Origin of the sequence: Ornithinimicrobium carbonis, from assembly GCF_050703245.1 — a bacterium.
In the GTDB taxonomy this organism is placed as follows: domain Bacteria; phylum Actinomycetota; class Actinomycetes; order Actinomycetales; family Dermatophilaceae; genus Ornithinicoccus.
Genome location: NZ_CP192647.1, coordinates 2900465 through 2916524 on the forward strand (window position 1 = coordinate 2900465; position 16060 = coordinate 2916524).

At 74.5% G+C, this 16060-nt stretch carries 19 protein-coding genes and 1 pseudogene; 9 read left to right on the forward strand and 11 right to left on the reverse strand.

What is annotated here, in order from left to right:
• Positions 1-16: 16 nt before the first annotated feature.
• Positions 17-775: a hypothetical protein gene (locus ACQ95T_RS14530; protein ID WP_425941697.1), complete on the forward strand. Its 759-nt coding sequence runs from the start codon at positions 17-19 to the stop codon at positions 773-775.
• Between the two features lie 23 nt (positions 776-798).
• Here ACQ95T_RS14530 and ACQ95T_RS14535 read toward each other — a convergent pair whose 3' ends face one another.
• Both ACQ95T_RS14535 and ACQ95T_RS14540 read right to left on the reverse strand, forming a co-directional pair.
• Entirely contained in the window at positions 799-1023 is a 225-nt protein-coding gene (locus tag ACQ95T_RS14535) for a hypothetical protein (protein WP_431473918.1), read from the reverse strand.
• A gap of 385 nt (positions 1024-1408) precedes the next feature.
• A pseudogene (locus ACQ95T_RS14540) lies at positions 1409-2080 on the reverse strand (threonine/serine exporter family protein); the annotation flags it as partial.
• Between ACQ95T_RS14540 and ACQ95T_RS14545 the strand changes: the two are divergent.
• Complete coding sequence (locus ACQ95T_RS14545; RefSeq protein ID WP_431473919.1) at positions 2079-2333, forward strand: hypothetical protein; 255 nt, start codon at positions 2079-2081, stop codon at positions 2331-2333. The pseudogene ACQ95T_RS14540 and the gene ACQ95T_RS14545 overlap by 2 nt on opposite strands.
• 45 nt (positions 2334-2378) lie before the next feature.
• Positions 2379-3914 carry an aminopeptidase P family protein gene (locus ACQ95T_RS14550; RefSeq protein WP_425941700.1) on the forward strand — a complete coding sequence of 512 codons (1536 nt, stop codon included), beginning with the start codon at positions 2379-2381 and terminating at the stop codon, positions 3912-3914.
• A gap of 17 nt (positions 3915-3931) precedes the next feature.
• On the opposite strand, the gene ACQ95T_RS14555 is transcribed toward ACQ95T_RS14550, so the two are convergent.
• The gene (locus ACQ95T_RS14555) at positions 3932-4432 is read right to left on the reverse strand and encodes a general stress protein (RefSeq protein WP_425941702.1); all 501 of its coding nucleotides are present in this window, start codon (positions 4430-4432) and stop codon (positions 3932-3934) included.
• 129 nt (positions 4433-4561) lie between these two features.
• Here ACQ95T_RS14555 and ACQ95T_RS14560 point away from each other — a divergent pair, with 129 nt between their 5' ends.
• From ACQ95T_RS14560 to ACQ95T_RS14570, 3 genes are read left to right on the forward strand one after another with little or no spacing between them, the layout of a single operon-like run.
• Entirely contained in the window at positions 4562-5860 is a 1299-nt protein-coding gene (locus tag ACQ95T_RS14560; protein ID WP_425941704.1) for a magnesium transporter MgtE N-terminal domain-containing protein, read from the forward strand.
• Positions 5853-6440, forward strand: coding sequence for a DUF1003 domain-containing protein (locus ACQ95T_RS14565; protein WP_425941706.1), 588 nt, complete (start codon positions 5853-5855; stop codon positions 6438-6440). The genes ACQ95T_RS14560 and ACQ95T_RS14565 overlap by 8 nt, the downstream gene beginning before the upstream one ends.
• A 10-nt stretch (positions 6441-6450) precedes the next feature.
• Positions 6451-7590 (forward strand): Mrp/NBP35 family ATP-binding protein, encoded by a 1140-nt coding sequence (locus ACQ95T_RS14570; protein WP_425941708.1) that lies wholly within the window; start codon positions 6451-6453, stop codon positions 7588-7590.
• A gap of 3 nt (positions 7591-7593) precedes the next feature.
• On the opposite strand, the gene ACQ95T_RS14575 is transcribed toward ACQ95T_RS14570, so the two are convergent.
• Genes ACQ95T_RS14575 through sigE form a run of 3 tightly spaced genes read right to left on the reverse strand, consistent with a single transcriptional unit; the run spans position 7594 to position 9947 of the window.
• The gene (locus ACQ95T_RS14575) at positions 7594-8121 is read right to left on the reverse strand and encodes a hypothetical protein (protein ID WP_431473036.1); all 528 of its coding nucleotides are present in this window, start codon (positions 8119-8121) and stop codon (positions 7594-7596) included.
• A gap of 24 nt (positions 8122-8145) precedes the next feature.
• Positions 8146-9264 carry a S1C family serine protease gene (locus ACQ95T_RS14580; protein WP_425941712.1) on the reverse strand — a complete coding sequence of 373 codons (1119 nt, stop codon included), beginning with the start codon at positions 9262-9264 and terminating at the stop codon, positions 8146-8148.
• Positions 9265-9308: 44 nt separating this feature from the next.
• Entirely contained in the window at positions 9309-9947 is a 639-nt protein-coding gene (gene sigE / locus ACQ95T_RS14585; RefSeq protein WP_425941714.1) for an RNA polymerase sigma factor SigE, read from the reverse strand.
• Between the two features lie 95 nt (positions 9948-10042).
• On the opposite strand from sigE, the gene ACQ95T_RS14590 reads away from it, so the two are divergent.
• Positions 10043-10675, forward strand: coding sequence for an O-methyltransferase (locus ACQ95T_RS14590; protein WP_425941716.1), 633 nt, complete (start codon positions 10043-10045; stop codon positions 10673-10675).
• Positions 10676-10818: 143 nt separating this feature from the next.
• Here ACQ95T_RS14590 and ACQ95T_RS14595 read toward each other — a convergent pair whose 3' ends face one another.
• Positions 10819-10986, reverse strand: coding sequence for a DUF3117 domain-containing protein (locus ACQ95T_RS14595; RefSeq protein WP_425941718.1), 168 nt, complete (start codon positions 10984-10986; stop codon positions 10819-10821).
• Positions 10987-11129: 143 nt separating this feature from the next.
• On the opposite strand from ACQ95T_RS14595, the gene ACQ95T_RS14600 reads away from it, so the two are divergent.
• Positions 11130-11939: a PaaX family transcriptional regulator C-terminal domain-containing protein gene (locus ACQ95T_RS14600; protein ID WP_425941720.1), complete on the forward strand. Its 810-nt coding sequence runs from the start codon at positions 11130-11132 to the stop codon at positions 11937-11939.
• Positions 11940-11948: 9 nt separating this feature from the next.
• Positions 11949-12770, forward strand: a complete 822-nt coding sequence (locus ACQ95T_RS14605) for an enoyl-CoA hydratase-related protein (protein WP_425941722.1) — start codon at positions 11949-11951, stop codon at positions 12768-12770.
• Positions 12771-12779: 9 nt separating this feature from the next.
• Here the strand turns inward: ACQ95T_RS14605 and ACQ95T_RS14610 are convergent, their stop codons facing one another.
• The 4 genes from ACQ95T_RS14610 to ACQ95T_RS14625 form a co-directional block, all read right to left on the reverse strand.
• Positions 12780-14006 (reverse strand): hypothetical protein, encoded by a 1227-nt coding sequence (locus ACQ95T_RS14610; RefSeq protein ID WP_425941724.1) that lies wholly within the window; start codon positions 14004-14006, stop codon positions 12780-12782.
• Positions 14003-14518, reverse strand: a complete 516-nt coding sequence (locus ACQ95T_RS14615) for a DNA-3-methyladenine glycosylase I (RefSeq protein ID WP_431473037.1) — start codon at positions 14516-14518, stop codon at positions 14003-14005. The genes ACQ95T_RS14610 and ACQ95T_RS14615 overlap by 4 nt, the downstream gene beginning before the upstream one ends.
• A 120-nt stretch (positions 14519-14638) precedes the next feature.
• Positions 14639-14980 (reverse strand): DivIVA domain-containing protein, encoded by a 342-nt coding sequence (locus ACQ95T_RS14620; RefSeq protein WP_425941728.1) that lies wholly within the window; start codon positions 14978-14980, stop codon positions 14639-14641.
• 52 nt (positions 14981-15032) lie between these two features.
• On the reverse strand, positions 15033-15800 hold the full coding sequence (locus ACQ95T_RS14625) for a TIGR00730 family Rossman fold protein (RefSeq protein ID WP_425941730.1): 768 nt from the start codon (positions 15798-15800) through the stop codon (positions 15033-15035).
• Positions 15801-16060 lie beyond the last annotated feature (260 nt).

Sequence of the window (16060 nt, forward strand, 5' to 3'; positions counted from 1 at the left end):
GCACCCGAGGAGCACCATGACCCTGTCGCAGCCCCGCCGCGCCGTCGGCACGACGGCCGCCGCGCTGCTCGCCCTGGCCCTGGTGGCCGGGTGCGCCGACGAGGCCCCCACCAACGAGGAGCAGCCGAGCGCGACCGAGGAGGTCAGCGCCGGGCCCGCACCCACGCAGGACGAGGCCGCGGCGACCACGGGCGAGGACGCGGCCACCACGACCGCCCCGCCCGACACCGCCGCGGGGACGGCCGGTGACCAGGAGGAGGCCACCGCCGACGCGGCGGCGACGACCCAGGAGCCCACCGCGGCCGGACCGACGACCGTGGCCTCGGGCGACGAGGGGTTCGAGGTTGAGATCCCGGACGACTGGGAGGACGCCCTGGACCTGGTCGACCCGGGCGAGCTCGCGGAGGGCGAGGAGACGGGCATCGTGCTGGCGGTCAAGGACACCCAGCAGGCGGACGACTTCTTCACCAACGTCGTCATCACCCGCGAGGAGTACATCAGCAACCTCACCTCGGCCGTCGAGCAGACCGCCGAGGACCTCGCGGGCGAGGACGGCGAGTACGAGCTGCTCGAGCCCGCCGAGGTGGACGGCAACCGGGCCCCGGGCTACGTCCTGACCCGGGACGTGGACGGTACGGACGTGCGCCAGACCCAGCGCTGGGTCAGCCACGACGGGACCCTCTACGTGGTGACGCTGTCTGCCGTGGAGGGACAGGACGAGGAGGCCGGGGAGCTGCTCGACGCGATGCTGGCCTCCTGGACCTGGACCGACTGAGCCGCCCGCCCGACGACGCCCCGTCAGCCCTGGACGTAGCGGCCGCGCGAGCGCCGGCGGGCCCGCTGGGCAGCGAGATCCAGCCCCAGCTTGCGGCGGGCCAGGAACCCTCCGATGGACAGTCCGGCAGCCAGGGCCGTTCCGGTCGAGACCGCGGTGACGAAGTGCAGGACCGCGTTGCCGACGACGGCCGCGGAGTCGCTGAGCATCAGGTAGATGGCCCGGTAGACCGACAGCCCCGGCAGCATCGAGACGACGCATCCCGGCCGTCCCGACCGCCAGCTCGGGCATCCGCAGCCGGCGGTGGGCGGCGTACGCCGCCATGCCCACCGGTGTCGAGGCCACCGCCGTCGCCTCGGGACCGCCCAGGCCCACGGCCAGGCAGGCCTCGAAGACGATCCATCCCCCTGCGGCGACCGCCATCGACACGAGGGTCGTGCGCAGCCCAGAGTAGGTGGACAGGCAGAACCCGAGTGCGACGAGCATCGCCCCGACCACGCCCAGGAGGGGGTTGCCGCCCAGGCTGACGAACGGCGAGACCTCCATGTCGACCCCGAACCGGTTGGCCGTGCCGATGACGACCGCGACCCCCACCGCGATCCCGCCCGTCATGAGCAGCACCTCCATCCCGCGCGCCCCCGCCGTGACGAAGTAGCCGTCGAGCGCGTCCTGGGCGGCGCCCATCACGCCCAGGCCGGCGAGCAGGACCACGATGCCGGAGATGACGACCAGCGACGGCGACTCCACCCCCGGGACCGGCATGTCCATCGAGGCGAGCCAGTGCAGGCCGAGCGCGATCGTGGTCGGCACGGCGGCGCTCACCGCCTGGGTGAAGAAGGCGGCCACGCCCGTGGCGTAGAGCACCCGCTGCACCCGGTCGACCACGGTCGCCGAGACGGCGGCGGCCACCCACATGCCGGGAGAGGCGCCGAAGAGCATGACCACGCCCACGGCCAGGAGCGCAAAACCGACCGTGACGACCCAGCGCCGGTAGGGGTGGGGGGCGGACAGCACCCGGGTCAGCCGGGCCCTGGCCACGTCGACGGGGATCGGCTCGCCCGGCCCCTCCGCCGTCCGGACGATGTCGTCGACCAGACCCTGGACCCCCTCCAGGCGCGAGTAGTCGGGCGACCGGCCGGGGATGACCCGCATCACCGAGAGCGGGTCCTCGTGCAGCCCGCGGTGGATGGAGACCGTGATCGAGGTGAAGGTGATGTCGATGTGGGCCGACCGCACGCCGTAGGCCGTCACCAGCCGCAGGACCGAGGCCACGCAGTCGGCGGCCGAGGCGCCCGTGGACAGCATGGCCTCCCCGACCCGCAGGGCCAGGTCGATGACCGCCCGCGCCTCCCGCTGGCTGACGGCGTCGTCGCCACCGAGCCGGGTCCCCAGGGCCAGGGTGGGCGGGGAGGCGCTGCGGACCACGTCGGACGCCCGCCGGCGCCACATCCGGCCGACCCGCCCCGCGGGCCGCACCTCGCGCGGACTGACCTGCTGCGGGCCGGTCACCCCGCCGAACACCTCGGGCACCACCTTCTCGCTCACCGTCCCAGGGTAGGGGGCGCGGCACCCCCGTCCGTCCACCCGCACCTACGATGACCGGGTGAGCGAGAAGCAGCACCAGGCCGAGCACCGCAACCGCCCCACCGGGGAGGCCTTCCGCGCCTTCATGGGTCAGGACTGGGCCCCCCGGACCGACGAGCTCCCCGCGCTCACCGAGGCGGCGAGGTATGCCGCAGCGCGCCGTGAGGTGGTCTCCTCCGCCTTCCCCGGGGAGCGGCTGGTCGTCCCGGCGGGGGGCCTGAAGGTGCGCAGCAACGACACCGACTACGTCTTCCGCCCCCACAGCGCCTTCGCCCACCTCACCGGGCTGGGGGCCGACCGCGAACCGGACGCGGTGCTCGTCCTGGAGCCCGTCGAGGGCGAGGACGGCCTGGGCGCCGGGCACGAGCCGGTGCTGTACTTCCTGCCGCTGGCCGACCGCGACAGCACCGAGTTCTTCGCCGACTCCCGGGTCGGCGAGTTCTGGGTGGGCGCCCGTCCCACGCTGGCCTCCGCCGCGGCCGAGCTGGGCGTGACCACCCGCCACCTCGGTGAGCTGGAGGACGCGCTGGCCAAGGACCTGGGTGCCGGCGGCCTGACCCTGCGGGTCGTGCGCGACGCGGACCGGGAGGTGACCGCCCTGGTCGACGGCGTGCGAGGACGCAGCGGAGCCCTCGCCCACCAGGACCTGGAGGCCGCGCACGAGGCCGACCTGGCCCTCGCCCGGTCCCTGTCCACGCAGCGTCTGGTCAAGGACGACTGGGAGGTCCGCCAGATGGAGGAGGCGGTGGAGGCCACCGCCCGGGCCTTCGACGCGGTCGTGGCCCAGCTGCCGGAGGCGGTCGCCCGGGGCCGCGGGGAACGCTGGGTGGAGGGCGTGTTCGGCCTGCACGCCCGCCACGCCGGGAACGGCGTGGGCTACGACTCCATCGCCGCCGCCGGCGAGCACGCGACCACGCTGCACTGGATCCGCAACACCGGGGACCTGGAGCCGGGCCAGCTGCTGCTCCTGGACGCCGGGGTGGAGCTCGACAGCCTCTACACCGCCGACGTCACCCGCACCGTGCCCGTCGACGGGACCTTCACCCCCGCGCAGCGGCGGGTGTACGAGGCCGTGCTCGAGGCCCAGGAGGCCGGCCTGGCCGCCTGCCGCCCCGGCAACCGGTTCAAGGACGTGCACGCGGCCGCGATCGAGGTGGTCGCCCGGTACCTGCTGGAGTGGGGACTGCTCCCCGAGGGCGTCACGCTCGAGGAGACGCTGGACGCGCAGGAGGGCCAGTTCCACCGCCGCTGGATGGTGCACGGCACCAGCCACCACCTGGGGATCGACGTCCACGACTGCGCGCTGGCGCTGCGTGAGGACTACGGCGACGGGGAGCTGCGCGAGGGCATGGTGCTCACCGTCGAGCCGGGGCTGTACTTCAAGTCCGAGGACCTGCGGGTCCCGCCGGAGCTGCGGGGCATCGGGGTGCGGATCGAGGACGACGTGGTCATCACCGCCGACGGGTACCGCAACCTCTCGGTCATGCTCCCCCGGACCCCCGACGAGGTCGAGGCCTGGGTGCGCGACGGAGGCGAGCGGCCCCAGCCGGGGTGAGCCCCCGGCCGACGGCGCTAGCCGAGGGGAGCCCCCGGGCGCTGGTCGAGCAGCTCCCGGGCACGCTCGGCGTGCTTGTGCTCGGTCAGGACCTCGTAGCGTGTGGCCACCACCTGGGTCACCGAGACGAAGTCGCGGCGTCCCCGGGTCATGGCGTACCCGATGAGCGCCCACACCACGCCGAAGAAGGCACCGAAGGCGACCGCACCCAGGACCGTGACCAGCGCGTCCCCGGTCGGGGCGAACAGCGCGAAGATCAGGCCGACGAACAGGCCGAGCCACACGCCCGACGCGACACCGCCCAACGCGACCCTACCGGTCGTCAGCCGTCCCGTGACCCGCTCCACCTGCTTGAGGTCGGTCCCGACGATCATGCACTGGTCGACCGGGAACTCCTGGTCGGACAGGTAGTCGACGACGCCCTGCGCCTCCTCGTAGGAGTCGTGGACCCCCAGGCTCCTCGGGTACTCCAGGGCCAGCACGGGGCCGGGTCGGTTCGCTGCGGCTGGTGAGGTCACCACGCCATTGTGCCCCCCGGCCGCCCCGCGCCGCGAACGGAGCGCCCACCCCGCACCCGGACCTCCGGACCGCCGGCCCGCGCCGTCCGACGGCCCGGGCCGGACCTCCCGGGTCGGTATCCTGCCCCGGTGAGCACTCCCCGCGTCTTCGTCGCCCGGCTGAACGGGATGAGCGTCTTCGACCCCCTGGGCGACGAGGTGGGTCGGGTGCGAGACGTCCTGGTCACGCTCTCCGGCCGCGTCGGGGGCCAGGGACCGCGCGTCATCGGCCTGGTCGTGGAGGTGCCCGGGCGACGGCGGGTCTTCGTCCCGATCACCCGGGTGACCGCCATCGACGCGGGCCAGGTCATCACCACCGGCCTGGTGAACATGCGGCGCTTCCAGCAGCGCCCGGGCGAGACGCTCGTCGTGGGCGAGCTCTTCGACCGGCAGGTCGCGATCGTCGAGGACGGCCGGCGCGAGCCCGCGGTGGTGGAGGACATCGCGATGGACCGGCAGCGCAGCGGCGACTGGCGCCTGAGCAAGCTGTTCGTGCGCCGTGGTATGCCGCAGCGTCCCGTCCGGGGGCTGCGGCTCGGCCGCCGACGGGGCGAGACCCTGCTCGTCGACCCCGAGCAGGTGGAGGGGCTGCAGGACACCGGACCCGCGCAGGCGGCCACCGCCCTGCTCGAGGCCTACGAGGACCTCAAGCCCCAGGACCTGGCCGAGGCGATCCACGGGCTGAGCCCCAAGCGCCGCTCGGAGGTCGCCGACGCCCTCGACGACGAGACGCTGGCCGACGTGCTGGAGGAGCTCCCGGACGACGACCGGCTGGAGATCCTGACCCACCTGGCGGCCGAGCGCGCGGCCGACGTCCTGGAGGTCATGCAGCCCGACGACGCGACCGACCTGCTCGCCGACCTCCCGGCCGCCACCCAGGAGGAGCTGCTCCAGCTGATGGAGCCCGACGAGGCGGCCGACCTGCGCCGGCTGCTCACCTACGACGAGAACACCGCGGGCGGTCTGATGACCACCGAACCGGTCATCCTCGGCCCGGACGCCAGCATCGCCGAGGCGCTGGCCCTGGTGCGCCGTGAGGAGCTGCACCCGGCGATCGCCTCGCTGGTCTACGTCACCCGTCCCCCGCACGAGACCCCCACCGGGCGGCTGCTCGGCAGCGTGCACATCCAGCGGCTGCTGCGCGAGGCCCCCCACCAGCCGGTCGGCTCCGTGCTCGACGACCTCGACCCGGTCACCCCGCAGGCCAGCCTCGGCGAGGTCACCCGGGCGCTGGCCACCTACAACCTCGTCGCCCTCCCGGTCGTGGACCCCGAGGGCCGGCTCGTCGGCGCGGTCACGGTGGACGACGTGCTGGACCACATCCTGCCCGACGACTGGCGCGAGGAGCGCGACGACGAGGCCGACGTGACGGAGGTCGTCGATGTCTGAGCCCCTGCGCCGCGACCGGGGCGGGGAACGGTCGGCGGGCCGCCCCGCCGACCGCCTCGACCAGCCGCTGGCCAAGGCGGGGCGCTGGAGGCTGCCCTCCCGGATGGACCCCGAGAGCTTCGGCGCCTTCGCGGAGCGGTTCGCCCGGTTCATGGGCACCGCCCGCTTCCTGGTCTGGATGACCGTCTTCGTCGCGGTGTGGGTGGTCTGGAACACCATCGGCCCGCCGTCGGTGCGCTTCGACCCCTACGCCTTCATCTTCCTCACCCTCATGCTCAGCCTGCAGGCCTCCTACGCCGCCCCCCTGATCCTGCTGGCCACCAACCGGCAGGACGACCGGGACAAGGTCCAGATGGAGCAGGACCGTGCCCGGGACGAGCGCAACCTGGCCGACACCGAGTTCCTCACCCGCGAGGTCGCCGCCCTGCGCCTGGCCATGCGCGAGGTGGCCACGCGTGACTTCGTGCGCTCCGAGCTGCGCTCCCTCCTGGAGGAGCTGGTCGACCGGGACGGGAGGACGGACGGCGACGGGCCCGGCGGCGACGGCCCGGGGACCGGAGCACCCCGCCGCGACGCCTAGCATGGGGGACATGTCCCACCCCACCACCGACGCCCTCCACGCTGCCCTCGCCACGGTCGACGACCCCGAGATCCGCAAGCCGATCACCGACCTGGGGATGGTCGAGTCCGTGGACGTCGGCGACGACGGCCGGGTCAGGGTCACCGTGCTGCTCACCGTGCCCGGGTGCCCGATGAAGGACACGATCACCCGGGACGTGACCGCCGCGGTCTCCCGCGTCGAGCACGTCACCGGGGTCGACGTGCAGCTGGGCGTCATGAGCGACGAGCAGCGCGGCGCCCTGCGCGACCAGCTGCGCGGCGGCGCCGCCGAGCGTGACATCCCGTTCGCGCGTCCCGACTCCCTCACGACGGTGTATGCCGTCGCCTCCGGCAAGGGCGGCGTGGGCAAGTCCTCGGTCACCGTGAACCTGGCCGCCGCCCTGGCCGCCGAGGGGCTGCGGGTGGGCGTGGTGGACGCCGACATCTACGGCTTCTCGGTCCCCCGCATGCTGGGGGTGACGCGCCCGCCGACCCAGGTCGACGACATGATCATGCCGCCCGTGGCCGAGCCGGGGGGCGTGAAGGTGATCTCGATCGGCATGTTCGTCCCGGGCAACCAGCCCGTCGTGTGGCGCGGCCCGATGCTGCACCGGGCCATGCAGCAGTTCCTGGCCGACGTCTACTGGGGGGACCTGGACGTCCTGCTGCTGGACCTCCCGCCCGGCACGGGCGACATCGCCATCACCGTGGCCCAGCTGCTGCCCAGCAGCGAGCTCATCGTCGTCACCACGCCCCAGCAGGCGGCGGCCGAGGTGGCCGAGCGGGCCGGGTCGATCGCCCTGCAGACCCACCAGCGCATCGTCGGCGTCGTGGAGAACATGTCCTGGCTCGAGCTGCCCGACGGCAGCCGCCAGGAGATCTTCGGCAGCGGTGGCGGCCAGGCCGTGGCCGACTCGCTGAGCCGGTCCATCGGGGCGGAGGTGCCCCTCCTGGGGCAGGTGCCGCTGGACGTGACGCTGCGGGAGGGCGGGGACACCGGCCGCCCGGTCGTGCTGTCCCACCCCGACTCCCCGGCGGCCACCGCCCTGCGGGGCGTGGCCCGTCAGCTGGCCCGCCGCGGTCGCGGGCTGGCCGGGCGCAAGCTCGGCATCACCCCGACGAGCCGCTGATCCTCAGGTCGCGTCGGGGTCGAAGGGCACCGGCCGACCCGGGTCGAACGACCGCCCGACCCCGGTACCGGTCCCCCCGCCGCCCCCGGTGCGCGGGCGGCTCGACGTCGCTCCTCCGACCGCGTCCCTGCCGGTCCCCCCGGCCGCGGCCGTCCGCGCCGCCACGGTCGCTCCTCCACGGGCTCCGGCTCCACCGGTCGTCGGCCCCCGCTCGCCCGGAGCAGACTCCGTCAGGGCCTCGCGGACGATGCGCCGGGGGTCGTACTGACGCGGGTCCAGCTGGCGCCAGTCGACGTCCTCGAAGGCTGGTCCCATCTCCTGCTTGATCTGCGCCTTGGCCCCCTCGGCCAGGTCCCGCGCCTTGCGGACGAGGTCGGCGAGCCGGGCCGCGTAGTGCGGCAGCCGACGAGGACCGAGCACGACGACGGCCAGCAGCACGAGCAGCATGATCTCGGTGCTCGTGAGAGATTGAAGAACGTCACGCCTCTCCTCGTCCCGGTGGCCGGCCGCCCACCGTGCGATCCCGGCCACAGCCTACCCAGCCCAGGAGGGTCCTCAGTCCCCCGAACCCGCCAGGGTCAGCGTCACCGTCCGCTCCTCGCCCCCGGTGTCGCGCAGCTGCAGGGTGACGGTGTCCCCCACGGCGTAGGAGCGAAGGACCACCAGCAGGTGCTGGGGGTCCCGGATCGCGGTGTCGTCGACGCGCAGGATGAGGTCGCCGGCCCGCACCCCGGCCTCCTCGGCCGGACCGCCCGGGATCACGGGCCGCGAACCCTGTCGCGCCTCCGTCATCACCCGGGCGCCCTCACCGGTGTGCTGCAGGTCGATGTGCACCCCCATCACCGGGTGCTCGCTGCGGCCCGTCTCGATGAGCTGGGTCGCGGTGCGCTCGGCCTGCTCGGCCGGGATGGCGAAGCCCAGCCCGATGCTGCCGGCCGGACCGCCCAGGGCGCTGGTGGGCAGCTGGGCGATCGCGGAGTTGACCCCCACCACCTGTCCCTCGAGGTCGAGGAGCGGCCCGCCGGAGTTGCCCGGGTTGATCGCGGCGTCGGTCTGGATGGCGTTGATGTAGCTCATCTCGTCGTCCCCGCCGGCGACGACCGGACGGTCGAGGGCCGAGACGATCCCGCTCGTGACGGTGCTGTCCAGGCCCAGGGGCGCGCCGACCGCGACCACGGTCTGACCCACCTCCACGGCCTCGGAGTCGGCGAAGGGCAGCGGGACGAGGTCGCCCTGGTCCACCTTGAGCACGGCGATGTCGTAGACCGGGTCCGAGCCCACCACCTCGGCCGGTACCGGCTCCCGGCCGGGCAGCTCGACGGTGATCCGGCCCCCGTCGCCGGCCGGAGCCACGACGTGGTGGTTGGTCAGCAGGTAGCCGTCGGCCCGCACGACGAACCCCGACCCCTGCCCCACCTGCCCGTCCTCGCCGAGGGAGATGAGCGCGACGCTGGGGAGGACGGCGCGGGACAGGCCGGGAACGGTGCCGTCGACGGCCACCGGGGCCGGTGCCGGGTTCCGGTGGGCCACCGGCGTCGCGGGGGCCGCCACCGGGGCGTCGGGCTGCAGCTGGTGGGCCAGCACTCCTCCGCCGAAGCCTGCGACGGCACCGGCGAGGAGGGCGGCCAGCACGACCGCCAGGCTCGTGCGCCCGCTGCGTCGACGTCTGTCCATGGGACCCGATGGTGCCAGCCCGGGAAGGAGGTCGGGACCGCCGCTCACCCGAGGGCCGGAGCCGGGAGCCCGCGCGGACGGGGACCGCGACCCTCCGCCGGGGCCGGAGCCGGGCGCCGGTGGGCCAGGGACTGGCGCAGGAGGGCCCGGCCACGGTGGATCCGGGAGCGCACGGTGCCCATCTTGACCCCCAGCGTCCGGGCGACCTCCTCGTAGGAGAAGCCCTCGATGTCGGCCAGGACCACGGCCGCGCGGAACTGCGGCGGCAGCGCCATGAGAGCCGCCTGGACGTCAGGGCCCAGGTGGTTCATCTCGTAGGCCTCCTCCGGCTGGCCGGCCAGGGCCCGGACCGGCAGGCGTGCGGCGAGCTCCTCGGTGAGGGCGTCGAAGCGCAGCCGCTGACGTCGCCGGACCCGGTCCAGGAAGAGGTTGGTGGTGATGCGGTGCAGCCAGCCCTCGAAGGTGCCGGGGCGGTAGCTGTCCAGGGAGCGGAAGACCCGGACGAAGACGTCCTGGGTCAGGTCCTCGGCCTCGTGCGGGTCCCCGGTCAACCGGTAGGACAGGCGGTAGACCCGGGCGGAGTGCTCACGCACGATCTCCTCCCACGACGGGGGGACCCACGTCGGGTCCGCCCCGGTGGGGGACAGCTCGAGGAGCTCCGTCGCGACGCCCTGCTGGCTCATGACCCCAGGCTGGCAGGGTCTGCTGGGAGCCTGCTGGACGATCAGGGCGTCCCGGCGGGCGCCGGTGCGTCCCGGCGGCGCATAGGGTGGGGACCATGGCAGCTGCGAAGGCGTCCTCCCTGGCCTATGCCGAGGACTTTCTCACCCCCCACCCGGTGATCGAGCAGGCCCAGCGCCGGGGCGAGGAGCTCGGCGCCCGTCCGGTGAGCAGCGCCACCGGGGCCGCGCTGCGGCTGCTCGCGGCGGCCGTGGCCGCCCGTCACGTCGTCGAGGTCGGCACCGGGGCCGGCAGCTCGGGCCTGTGGCTGCTCCAGGGGATGCCCCACGACGGCATCCTCACCTCGATCGACGTCGAGCCCGAGCACCAGCGCGCGGCCAGGGAGTCCTTCACCGCCGCGGGCATCCCGCCGCAGCGCACCCGGGTGATCAGCGGGGACGCCGTGCAGGTGCTGGGCCGCCTCACGGACGGGGCCTACGACCTGGTGCTCGTGGACGCCGACGAGGAGAGCTACCCCGCCTACGTCGAGCAGGCGATCCGGCTGCTGCGCCCGGGAGGCGTGCTGGCCGTGCACGACATGCTCTGGCACGACAAGGTGGCCGACCCGGCCAGCCGGGACACCGTGACCACCCTGCTGCGCGACCTGGGCAAGACCCTGCGCGACGACGACCGGCTGCTGCCGGCCCTGCTGCCGGTGGGCGACGGCCTGCTGGTGGCGGTCCGCCGCTGAGCCGCCCGCGCGGCTGACCCCACCGGCGCCGCTGACGGCCCGCACGCGCAGCACCCACGCCCCCCTCCCCCGCATCACCGGGCACGACGAGGCCCCCGCGTCCGGTGACACGGGGGCCTGGTGCACGGTCGGCGGGGGTGGCGTCAGCCGACGCACTCCTTGATGGCGTCCCCGAGCGCCGTGGCCTCCTCGGCGTTCATCTCCACCACCAGGCGGCCGCCGCCCTCCAGCGGCATGCGCAGGACGATTCCACGCCCCTCCTTGGTGACCTCCAGAGGACCATCGCCGGTGCGAGGCTTCATTGCTGCCATGGGTTGCCCTTCCTTGTGGCGCGGCCAAGGACCGCTGCCCGGCGCGGGTGCCCCGGGCCTGGGTGACTACGCACCATTATCTACCGAACCTCCTGACCCGCCTAATCGACCCGGCCCCCGCCGGGCCGGGCGATACTGGCCGGATGCACGCCCGTTCCGCCGTCGTCGACCTGTACGGGGACCACCTGCCCGCCCACGGGTGGTGGGCTCCCGTCGCCGGTGTCGTGCGCCTGGCACAGACCTGCGGGGTCACCCCCGCGGCGACCCGCACCGCCGTCTCGCGGCTGGTCCGCGAGGGCTGGCTCGCGGCCCGCACCATCGACGGTGCCCGGGGGTATGCCGCGACGCCCCTCGCGCAGCACCGGCTCCGTCGGGCGCACGTAAGGATCTACGCGCCGGGTCCCCCGGCCTGGGACGGACGCTGGCACGTCGTCGTCGTGGAGCACCACGGAGACCGGCGGCGCCGCGACCACGTGGCCGCGTCGCTGGGCTATCTGGGCTACGGCCACCTGGCGACGGCCACCTGGGTCAGCCCGTGGGTGAGCCCTGAGCTCGGCGCCGTCCTCGAGGGCCACGGCGCAGCCTGGACCGCCTGGACGGGCGACCCCCACGGGTCGCGCTCCCCCGCCGAGCTGGCCCGCCGGCTCTGGGACCTGCCCGCCCTGGCCGCCTCCTACGAGGAGTTCGCCCGCACCCTGCCCGCGCCGGAGCCGGGCCTGAGCACCCTGCCGCCGCACGCGGCATACCCCCTGCGCACCCGGCTGGTGCACGAGTGGCGCAAGTTCCTCTTCCGGGACCCCGGGCTGCCCGCGGAGGTGCTGCCGCCGGGATGGCCGGGGCAGCGGGTGCGGCAGCGTCTGCTGGAGGTCGCCGACGCCCTGGCTCCCTCCGCCGGAGCGTTCGTGGAGGGGACCCTGCGGTCCGCCCGTCCCGGGGGCGGTCCCGCTGCGTAGATTGGACCCATGACGACGCCGAGCACCGCACCGACCCCCAGCGCCCCGCCCCCCGTCGGCCTGGAGGTCGTCGACGGCGTGGCCACCGTGACCTTCACCCGCCCGGAGTCGATGAACTCCCTGGACGTGGCCACCAAGGAGCTGCTGCTCGCCACCCTGCGCCAGGTCGCCGACGACGAGCAGGTGCGCTGCGTGGTGCTCACCGGCACGGGGCGCGCCTTCTGCGTCGGCCAGGACCTCAAGGAGCACGTGCAGCTGCTCGCGGAGAGCGCCGAGGAGCTGTGGCGCACCGTGGCCGAGCACTACAACCCGGTGGTGGAGCTTCTCGTCACCATGGACAAGCCGGTCGTGGCGGCCCTCAACGGGGTGGCCGCGGGCGCCGGTGCGGCCTTCGCCCTGGCGGCGGACCTGCGGTACGCCGGGGAGTCCGCGGGACTGAACCTGGCCTTCACCGCGATCGCGCTCTCCTGCGACTCGGGCACCTCCTGGTCCCTGCCGCGGCTCGTGGGGCCGGCGAAGGCCAAGGAGCTGCTCTACTTCCCCCGGACCCTCCCGGCGGCCGAGGCGCTGGAGATGGGACTGCTCACCGAGGTCGTGCCCGACGACGAGCTGGCCGACCGGGTCGGCACGGTGGCCCGGCAGCTGGCGCAGGGACCCACGCGCGCCTACGGTGCCGTCCGCCGGGCGATCGCCTTCTCCTCCTCGCACTCCCTGGCCGACTCGCTGGACCTGGAGGACGAGTTCATGCGGCGCACGGGCGTCAGCGAGGACCACCGCGCGGCGGTCCAGGCCTTCCTCGACAAGGAGCGACCCACCTTCACCGGACGCTGACGCCGCGGCTCACGGCGGGTCGTCGCGGGGCGGGACGAACATGAACAGCTCCCAGGCCCACCACACCTGCCAGCCGAGGAAGAGGCCCGCCAGGGTGACCGTGCGCACGACCAGCACCCACGTCGGGCGCCGCCGCGCGGCGGGGTCCCGGGGGTCCCAGCCACCGCCGACCGCGACCACGAAGAGCGGGAAGAGCAGGATGAGATAGCGGAAGATGCTCGTCCACGGGTCGAGGGCGGCGAAGAGGTAGAGGACGTAGCCCAGGCACCAGGTGCGCATCTCCACCCCCAGACCCCGCGCCCAGGGCCCGGCCACCGCGAGGACCAGCAGCCCCAAACCGGTCCCCAGGACCAGCAGGCCGGTGAGGTCGCCCCACAGCCACTGGACCCGCTCGAGGGTCGGCAGGAACGGGCGCACCGGCTCCCCTCCGCGCCAGGCCGACATCGTCGCGGTGTAGGCGTCCGGGCGACCGGTGCGGGCCCAGGCGACCGCCGGCCAGACGAGGCCGGACAGGCCGCAGCCCACGAGCGCGGCGAGCATCCCGGCGGCCTCCCGCGCAGGCACGGGGCGGGTGTGTCGTCCGTGCCACCGGACGAGGACCGCCACCAGGCAGACCAGTCCCAGGGGCAGGGCCACCGGACGGGCCAGCCCGGTGGCCAGGGCCAGGGCGGCCGCCCACCCCCACCGCCGTCGGACCAGCAGCCACAGGACGCCCGCGACCAGCAGCACCGCCAGCGACTCGGTGTAGGCGACCTGCAGGGTGGGCGCGGCCGGGTAGGTGCCCAGCAGGGTGACCCCTCCCAGGGCCGCCGCCGTCCCCACGCGCTCCCGCAGCAGACCCGCGACGACCAGCGCCGCGGCATACCCCAGGACGGTGGCCAGCACGGTGGCGGTCACCGCGAACGGCTGGCCGGTCAGGGCGGTCAGCACCCGGGCCATGAGCGGGAACACCGGGTAGAACGCCCAGGGGTTCTGCCGGACCTGCCCGTCCCGCTCGGGAAGCTCGGTCGGGTACCCCTCGGTGGCGATCCGCTCGTACCAGGCACCGTCCCACAGGGTGGCGAACTGGAAGTACCGCGCGACGTCGGCGTCGTCGTAGACCGAGGGGTCCTGGTGCTGGGTGGCCAGACGGTGCAGGAGCACGGCGGTCAGGGCGCGCAGCAGCGTCCAGAGCGCGACGACGACCAGGACGAAGCGCAGGTCGAGGGGGCGTCGCGCGGGGGCGACGAGGGTCATGCGCTGCTGCGCACCGCCGTGAGCCGGGCACCCGAGCGCGAGGCCCCGGCCCGGAAGCAGCCGACCAGGTGGTCGTCGACCAGTCCGCAGGCCTGCATGGTGGCGTAGACGGTCGTGGGGCCCAGCTGGACGAAGCCGGCCTTGCGCAGGCGCTTGGCGAGCAGCTCGGACTCGGGGGTCTGCGACGGGACGTCGATGAACCGGTGCGGCCGGGGCGTCGGCTCCGGCGCGTGGGTCCAGAGGAGCTCCTCCAGCCCGCCGCCGTCCCGCAGGGCCAGGGTGGCCCGCGCGTTGGTGACCGCCGCCTCGATCTTGCGGCGGTTGCGCACGATGGAGGCGTCGGTGAGCAGGCGCTCGACGTCGGCGTCGGTGAACTCGGCGAGCCGCTCGGCGTCGAACCCTGCCAGCGCCACCCGCAGCGCCTGCCGCTTGCGCAGCACGACCAGCCAGGACAGACCGGACTGGAAGCCCTCGAGGCACAGCCGCTCCAGCAGGGCGGTCTCCCCGTGCACCGGCTTGCCCCACTCCCCGGTCGTGGTAGTCGCGGTAGTCGGCGTGCGCCAGGCCCGGCCAGGCGCAGCGGACCACCCCGTCAGGACCCACGGTCAGGTCCGGGTGCGGCGCGGTGTCGGTCATGCTGGCATCCCTCCGGTGAGATCGGCGTGCTCGTGCCCCTCCGGCGCCGGGCGCTCCCCCGGCTCGCCGCGGAGCCGGGCGATCTGGGCGTCCCGGTCGGCCAGCTCCTCGGCCAGCCGGCGCAGCGCTGCGTCCACCTGGGCCATCCGGTAGCCGCGGACGGCCTGGTCGAAGCGCAGCCCGTGCACCGCGTCCGGCCCCAGCGGCCCGGCGGGCAGCGGCACGGCGGACTCGGTCGTCACGGCCGGCGGCACGCCCGGGACGTCCGCCCGGGCGACCAGCCAGGCCAGCCCCGCGCCGAGCGCGAGGACGGCTACGACGGCTGCGAGGATGATCACGGCACCGATCCTCGCACGGAGGTGCACCCGTGGAGAAGCCCCGGCACGCCGCTCACACGTCCGGGGTGCCGGTCCCCGCCCCGCGGGCCGCGCGGCCGGCCCGTTCGCTCGCGATCCAGGACACCGCCTCGTCCACGTCGTCGGTCAGCCGCAGCAGGTCCAGGTCGGCCTCGCCGATGGTGCCTCCGGCGACGAGCGTGTCGCGCATCCACGTCAGCAGCGGCCCCCAGAAGGCGGTGCCCAGGAGGACGATCGGGAAGCTGGTGATCTTGCCCGTCTGCACCAGGGTCAGCGCCTCGAAGAGCTCGTCCAGGGTGCCGACGCCGCCCGGCAGCACGACGAAACCCTCGGCGTACTTGACGAACATCGTCTTGCGCACGAAGAAGTAGCGGAAGTTGATGCCGAGGTTGAGGTAGTCGTTCAGACCGGCCTCGAAGGGCAGCTCGATCCCCAGGCCCACGGAGGTGCCGCCCGCCTCGGTGGCACCCCGGTTGGCCCCCTCCATGGTGCCGGGACCGCCTCCGGTGATCACGGCATACCCCGCCCCGACGAGGGCCGAGCCCACCGCGCGGGAGAGCTCGTAGGTCGGGTGCCCCGGCCCGGTGCGCGCGGAGCCGAAGACGGCCACGGCCGGCCCCAGCTCGGCCAGGGTCCCGAAGCCCTCGACGAACTCGGCCTGGATGCGCATGACGCGCCAGGGGTCGGTGTGCACCCAGTCCGCGGCACCGCGGCTGTCGAGCAGGCGCTGGTCGGTCGTGCTCCGGGGCACGCGGGTCCCGCGCAGCGTCACCGGCCCCTTGCGGTACTCGTGTCGGCTCACAGCCCCCGACCCTACGTGGTCGGGGCCCGGGCCCGCGCGCCCGCCGTCACCGGGGGACGGGCAGGTCCGACCCGTAGGATCCCGGGGTGAGACGCACCACCGGCACGCTGACCGTCCTGGCCCTGGTTGCCGTGACCGGCGCCGGCGCGGTGGTCGGTACCCGCTGGCTCGTGGAGGAGGTGCGGCCCGACCGGTGCCTGGTGCAGGTCGGGGACACCACCGTGCGGCTCTCCCCCGAGAGCAGACGGCCAACGCCGCCA

What these genes read in the sequence shown, in the direction of transcription:
- ACQ95T_RS14530 (WP_425941697.1), top strand. Translation starts at nt 17, where the DNA reads ATGACCCTGTCGCAGCCCCGCCGCGCCGTCGGCACGACGGCCGCCGCG.
- ACQ95T_RS14535 (WP_431473918.1), bottom strand. Translation starts at nt 1,023, where the DNA reads ATGCTGCCGGGGCTGTCGGTCTACCGGGCCATCTACCTGATGCTCAGC.
- ACQ95T_RS14545 (WP_431473919.1), top strand. Translation starts at nt 2,079, where the DNA reads ATGGCCTCCCCGACCCGCAGGGCCAGGTCGATGACCGCCCGCGCCTCC.
- ACQ95T_RS14565 (WP_425941706.1), top strand. Translation starts at nt 5,853, where the DNA reads ATGTCTGAGCCCCTGCGCCGCGACCGGGGCGGGGAACGGTCGGCGGGC.
- ACQ95T_RS14570 (WP_425941708.1), top strand. Translation starts at nt 6,451, where the DNA reads ATGTCCCACCCCACCACCGACGCCCTCCACGCTGCCCTCGCCACGGTC.
- ACQ95T_RS14580 (WP_425941712.1), bottom strand. Translation starts at nt 9,264, where the DNA reads ATGGACAGACGTCGACGCAGCGGGCGCACGAGCCTGGCGGTCGTGCTG.
- sigE (WP_425941714.1), bottom strand. Translation starts at nt 9,947, where the DNA reads ATGAGCCAGCAGGGCGTCGCGACGGAGCTCCTCGAGCTGTCCCCCACC.
- ACQ95T_RS14590 (WP_425941716.1), top strand. Translation starts at nt 10,043, where the DNA reads ATGGCAGCTGCGAAGGCGTCCTCCCTGGCCTATGCCGAGGACTTTCTC.
- ACQ95T_RS14595 (WP_425941718.1), bottom strand. Translation starts at nt 10,986, where the DNA reads ATGGCAGCAATGAAGCCTCGCACCGGCGATGGTCCTCTGGAGGTCACC.
- ACQ95T_RS14600 (WP_425941720.1), top strand. Translation starts at nt 11,130, where the DNA reads ATGCACGCCCGTTCCGCCGTCGTCGACCTGTACGGGGACCACCTGCCC.
- ACQ95T_RS14605 (WP_425941722.1), top strand. Translation starts at nt 11,949, where the DNA reads ATGACGACGCCGAGCACCGCACCGACCCCCAGCGCCCCGCCCCCCGTC.
- ACQ95T_RS14610 (WP_425941724.1), bottom strand. Translation starts at nt 14,006, where the DNA reads ATGACCCTCGTCGCCCCCGCGCGACGCCCCCTCGACCTGCGCTTCGTC.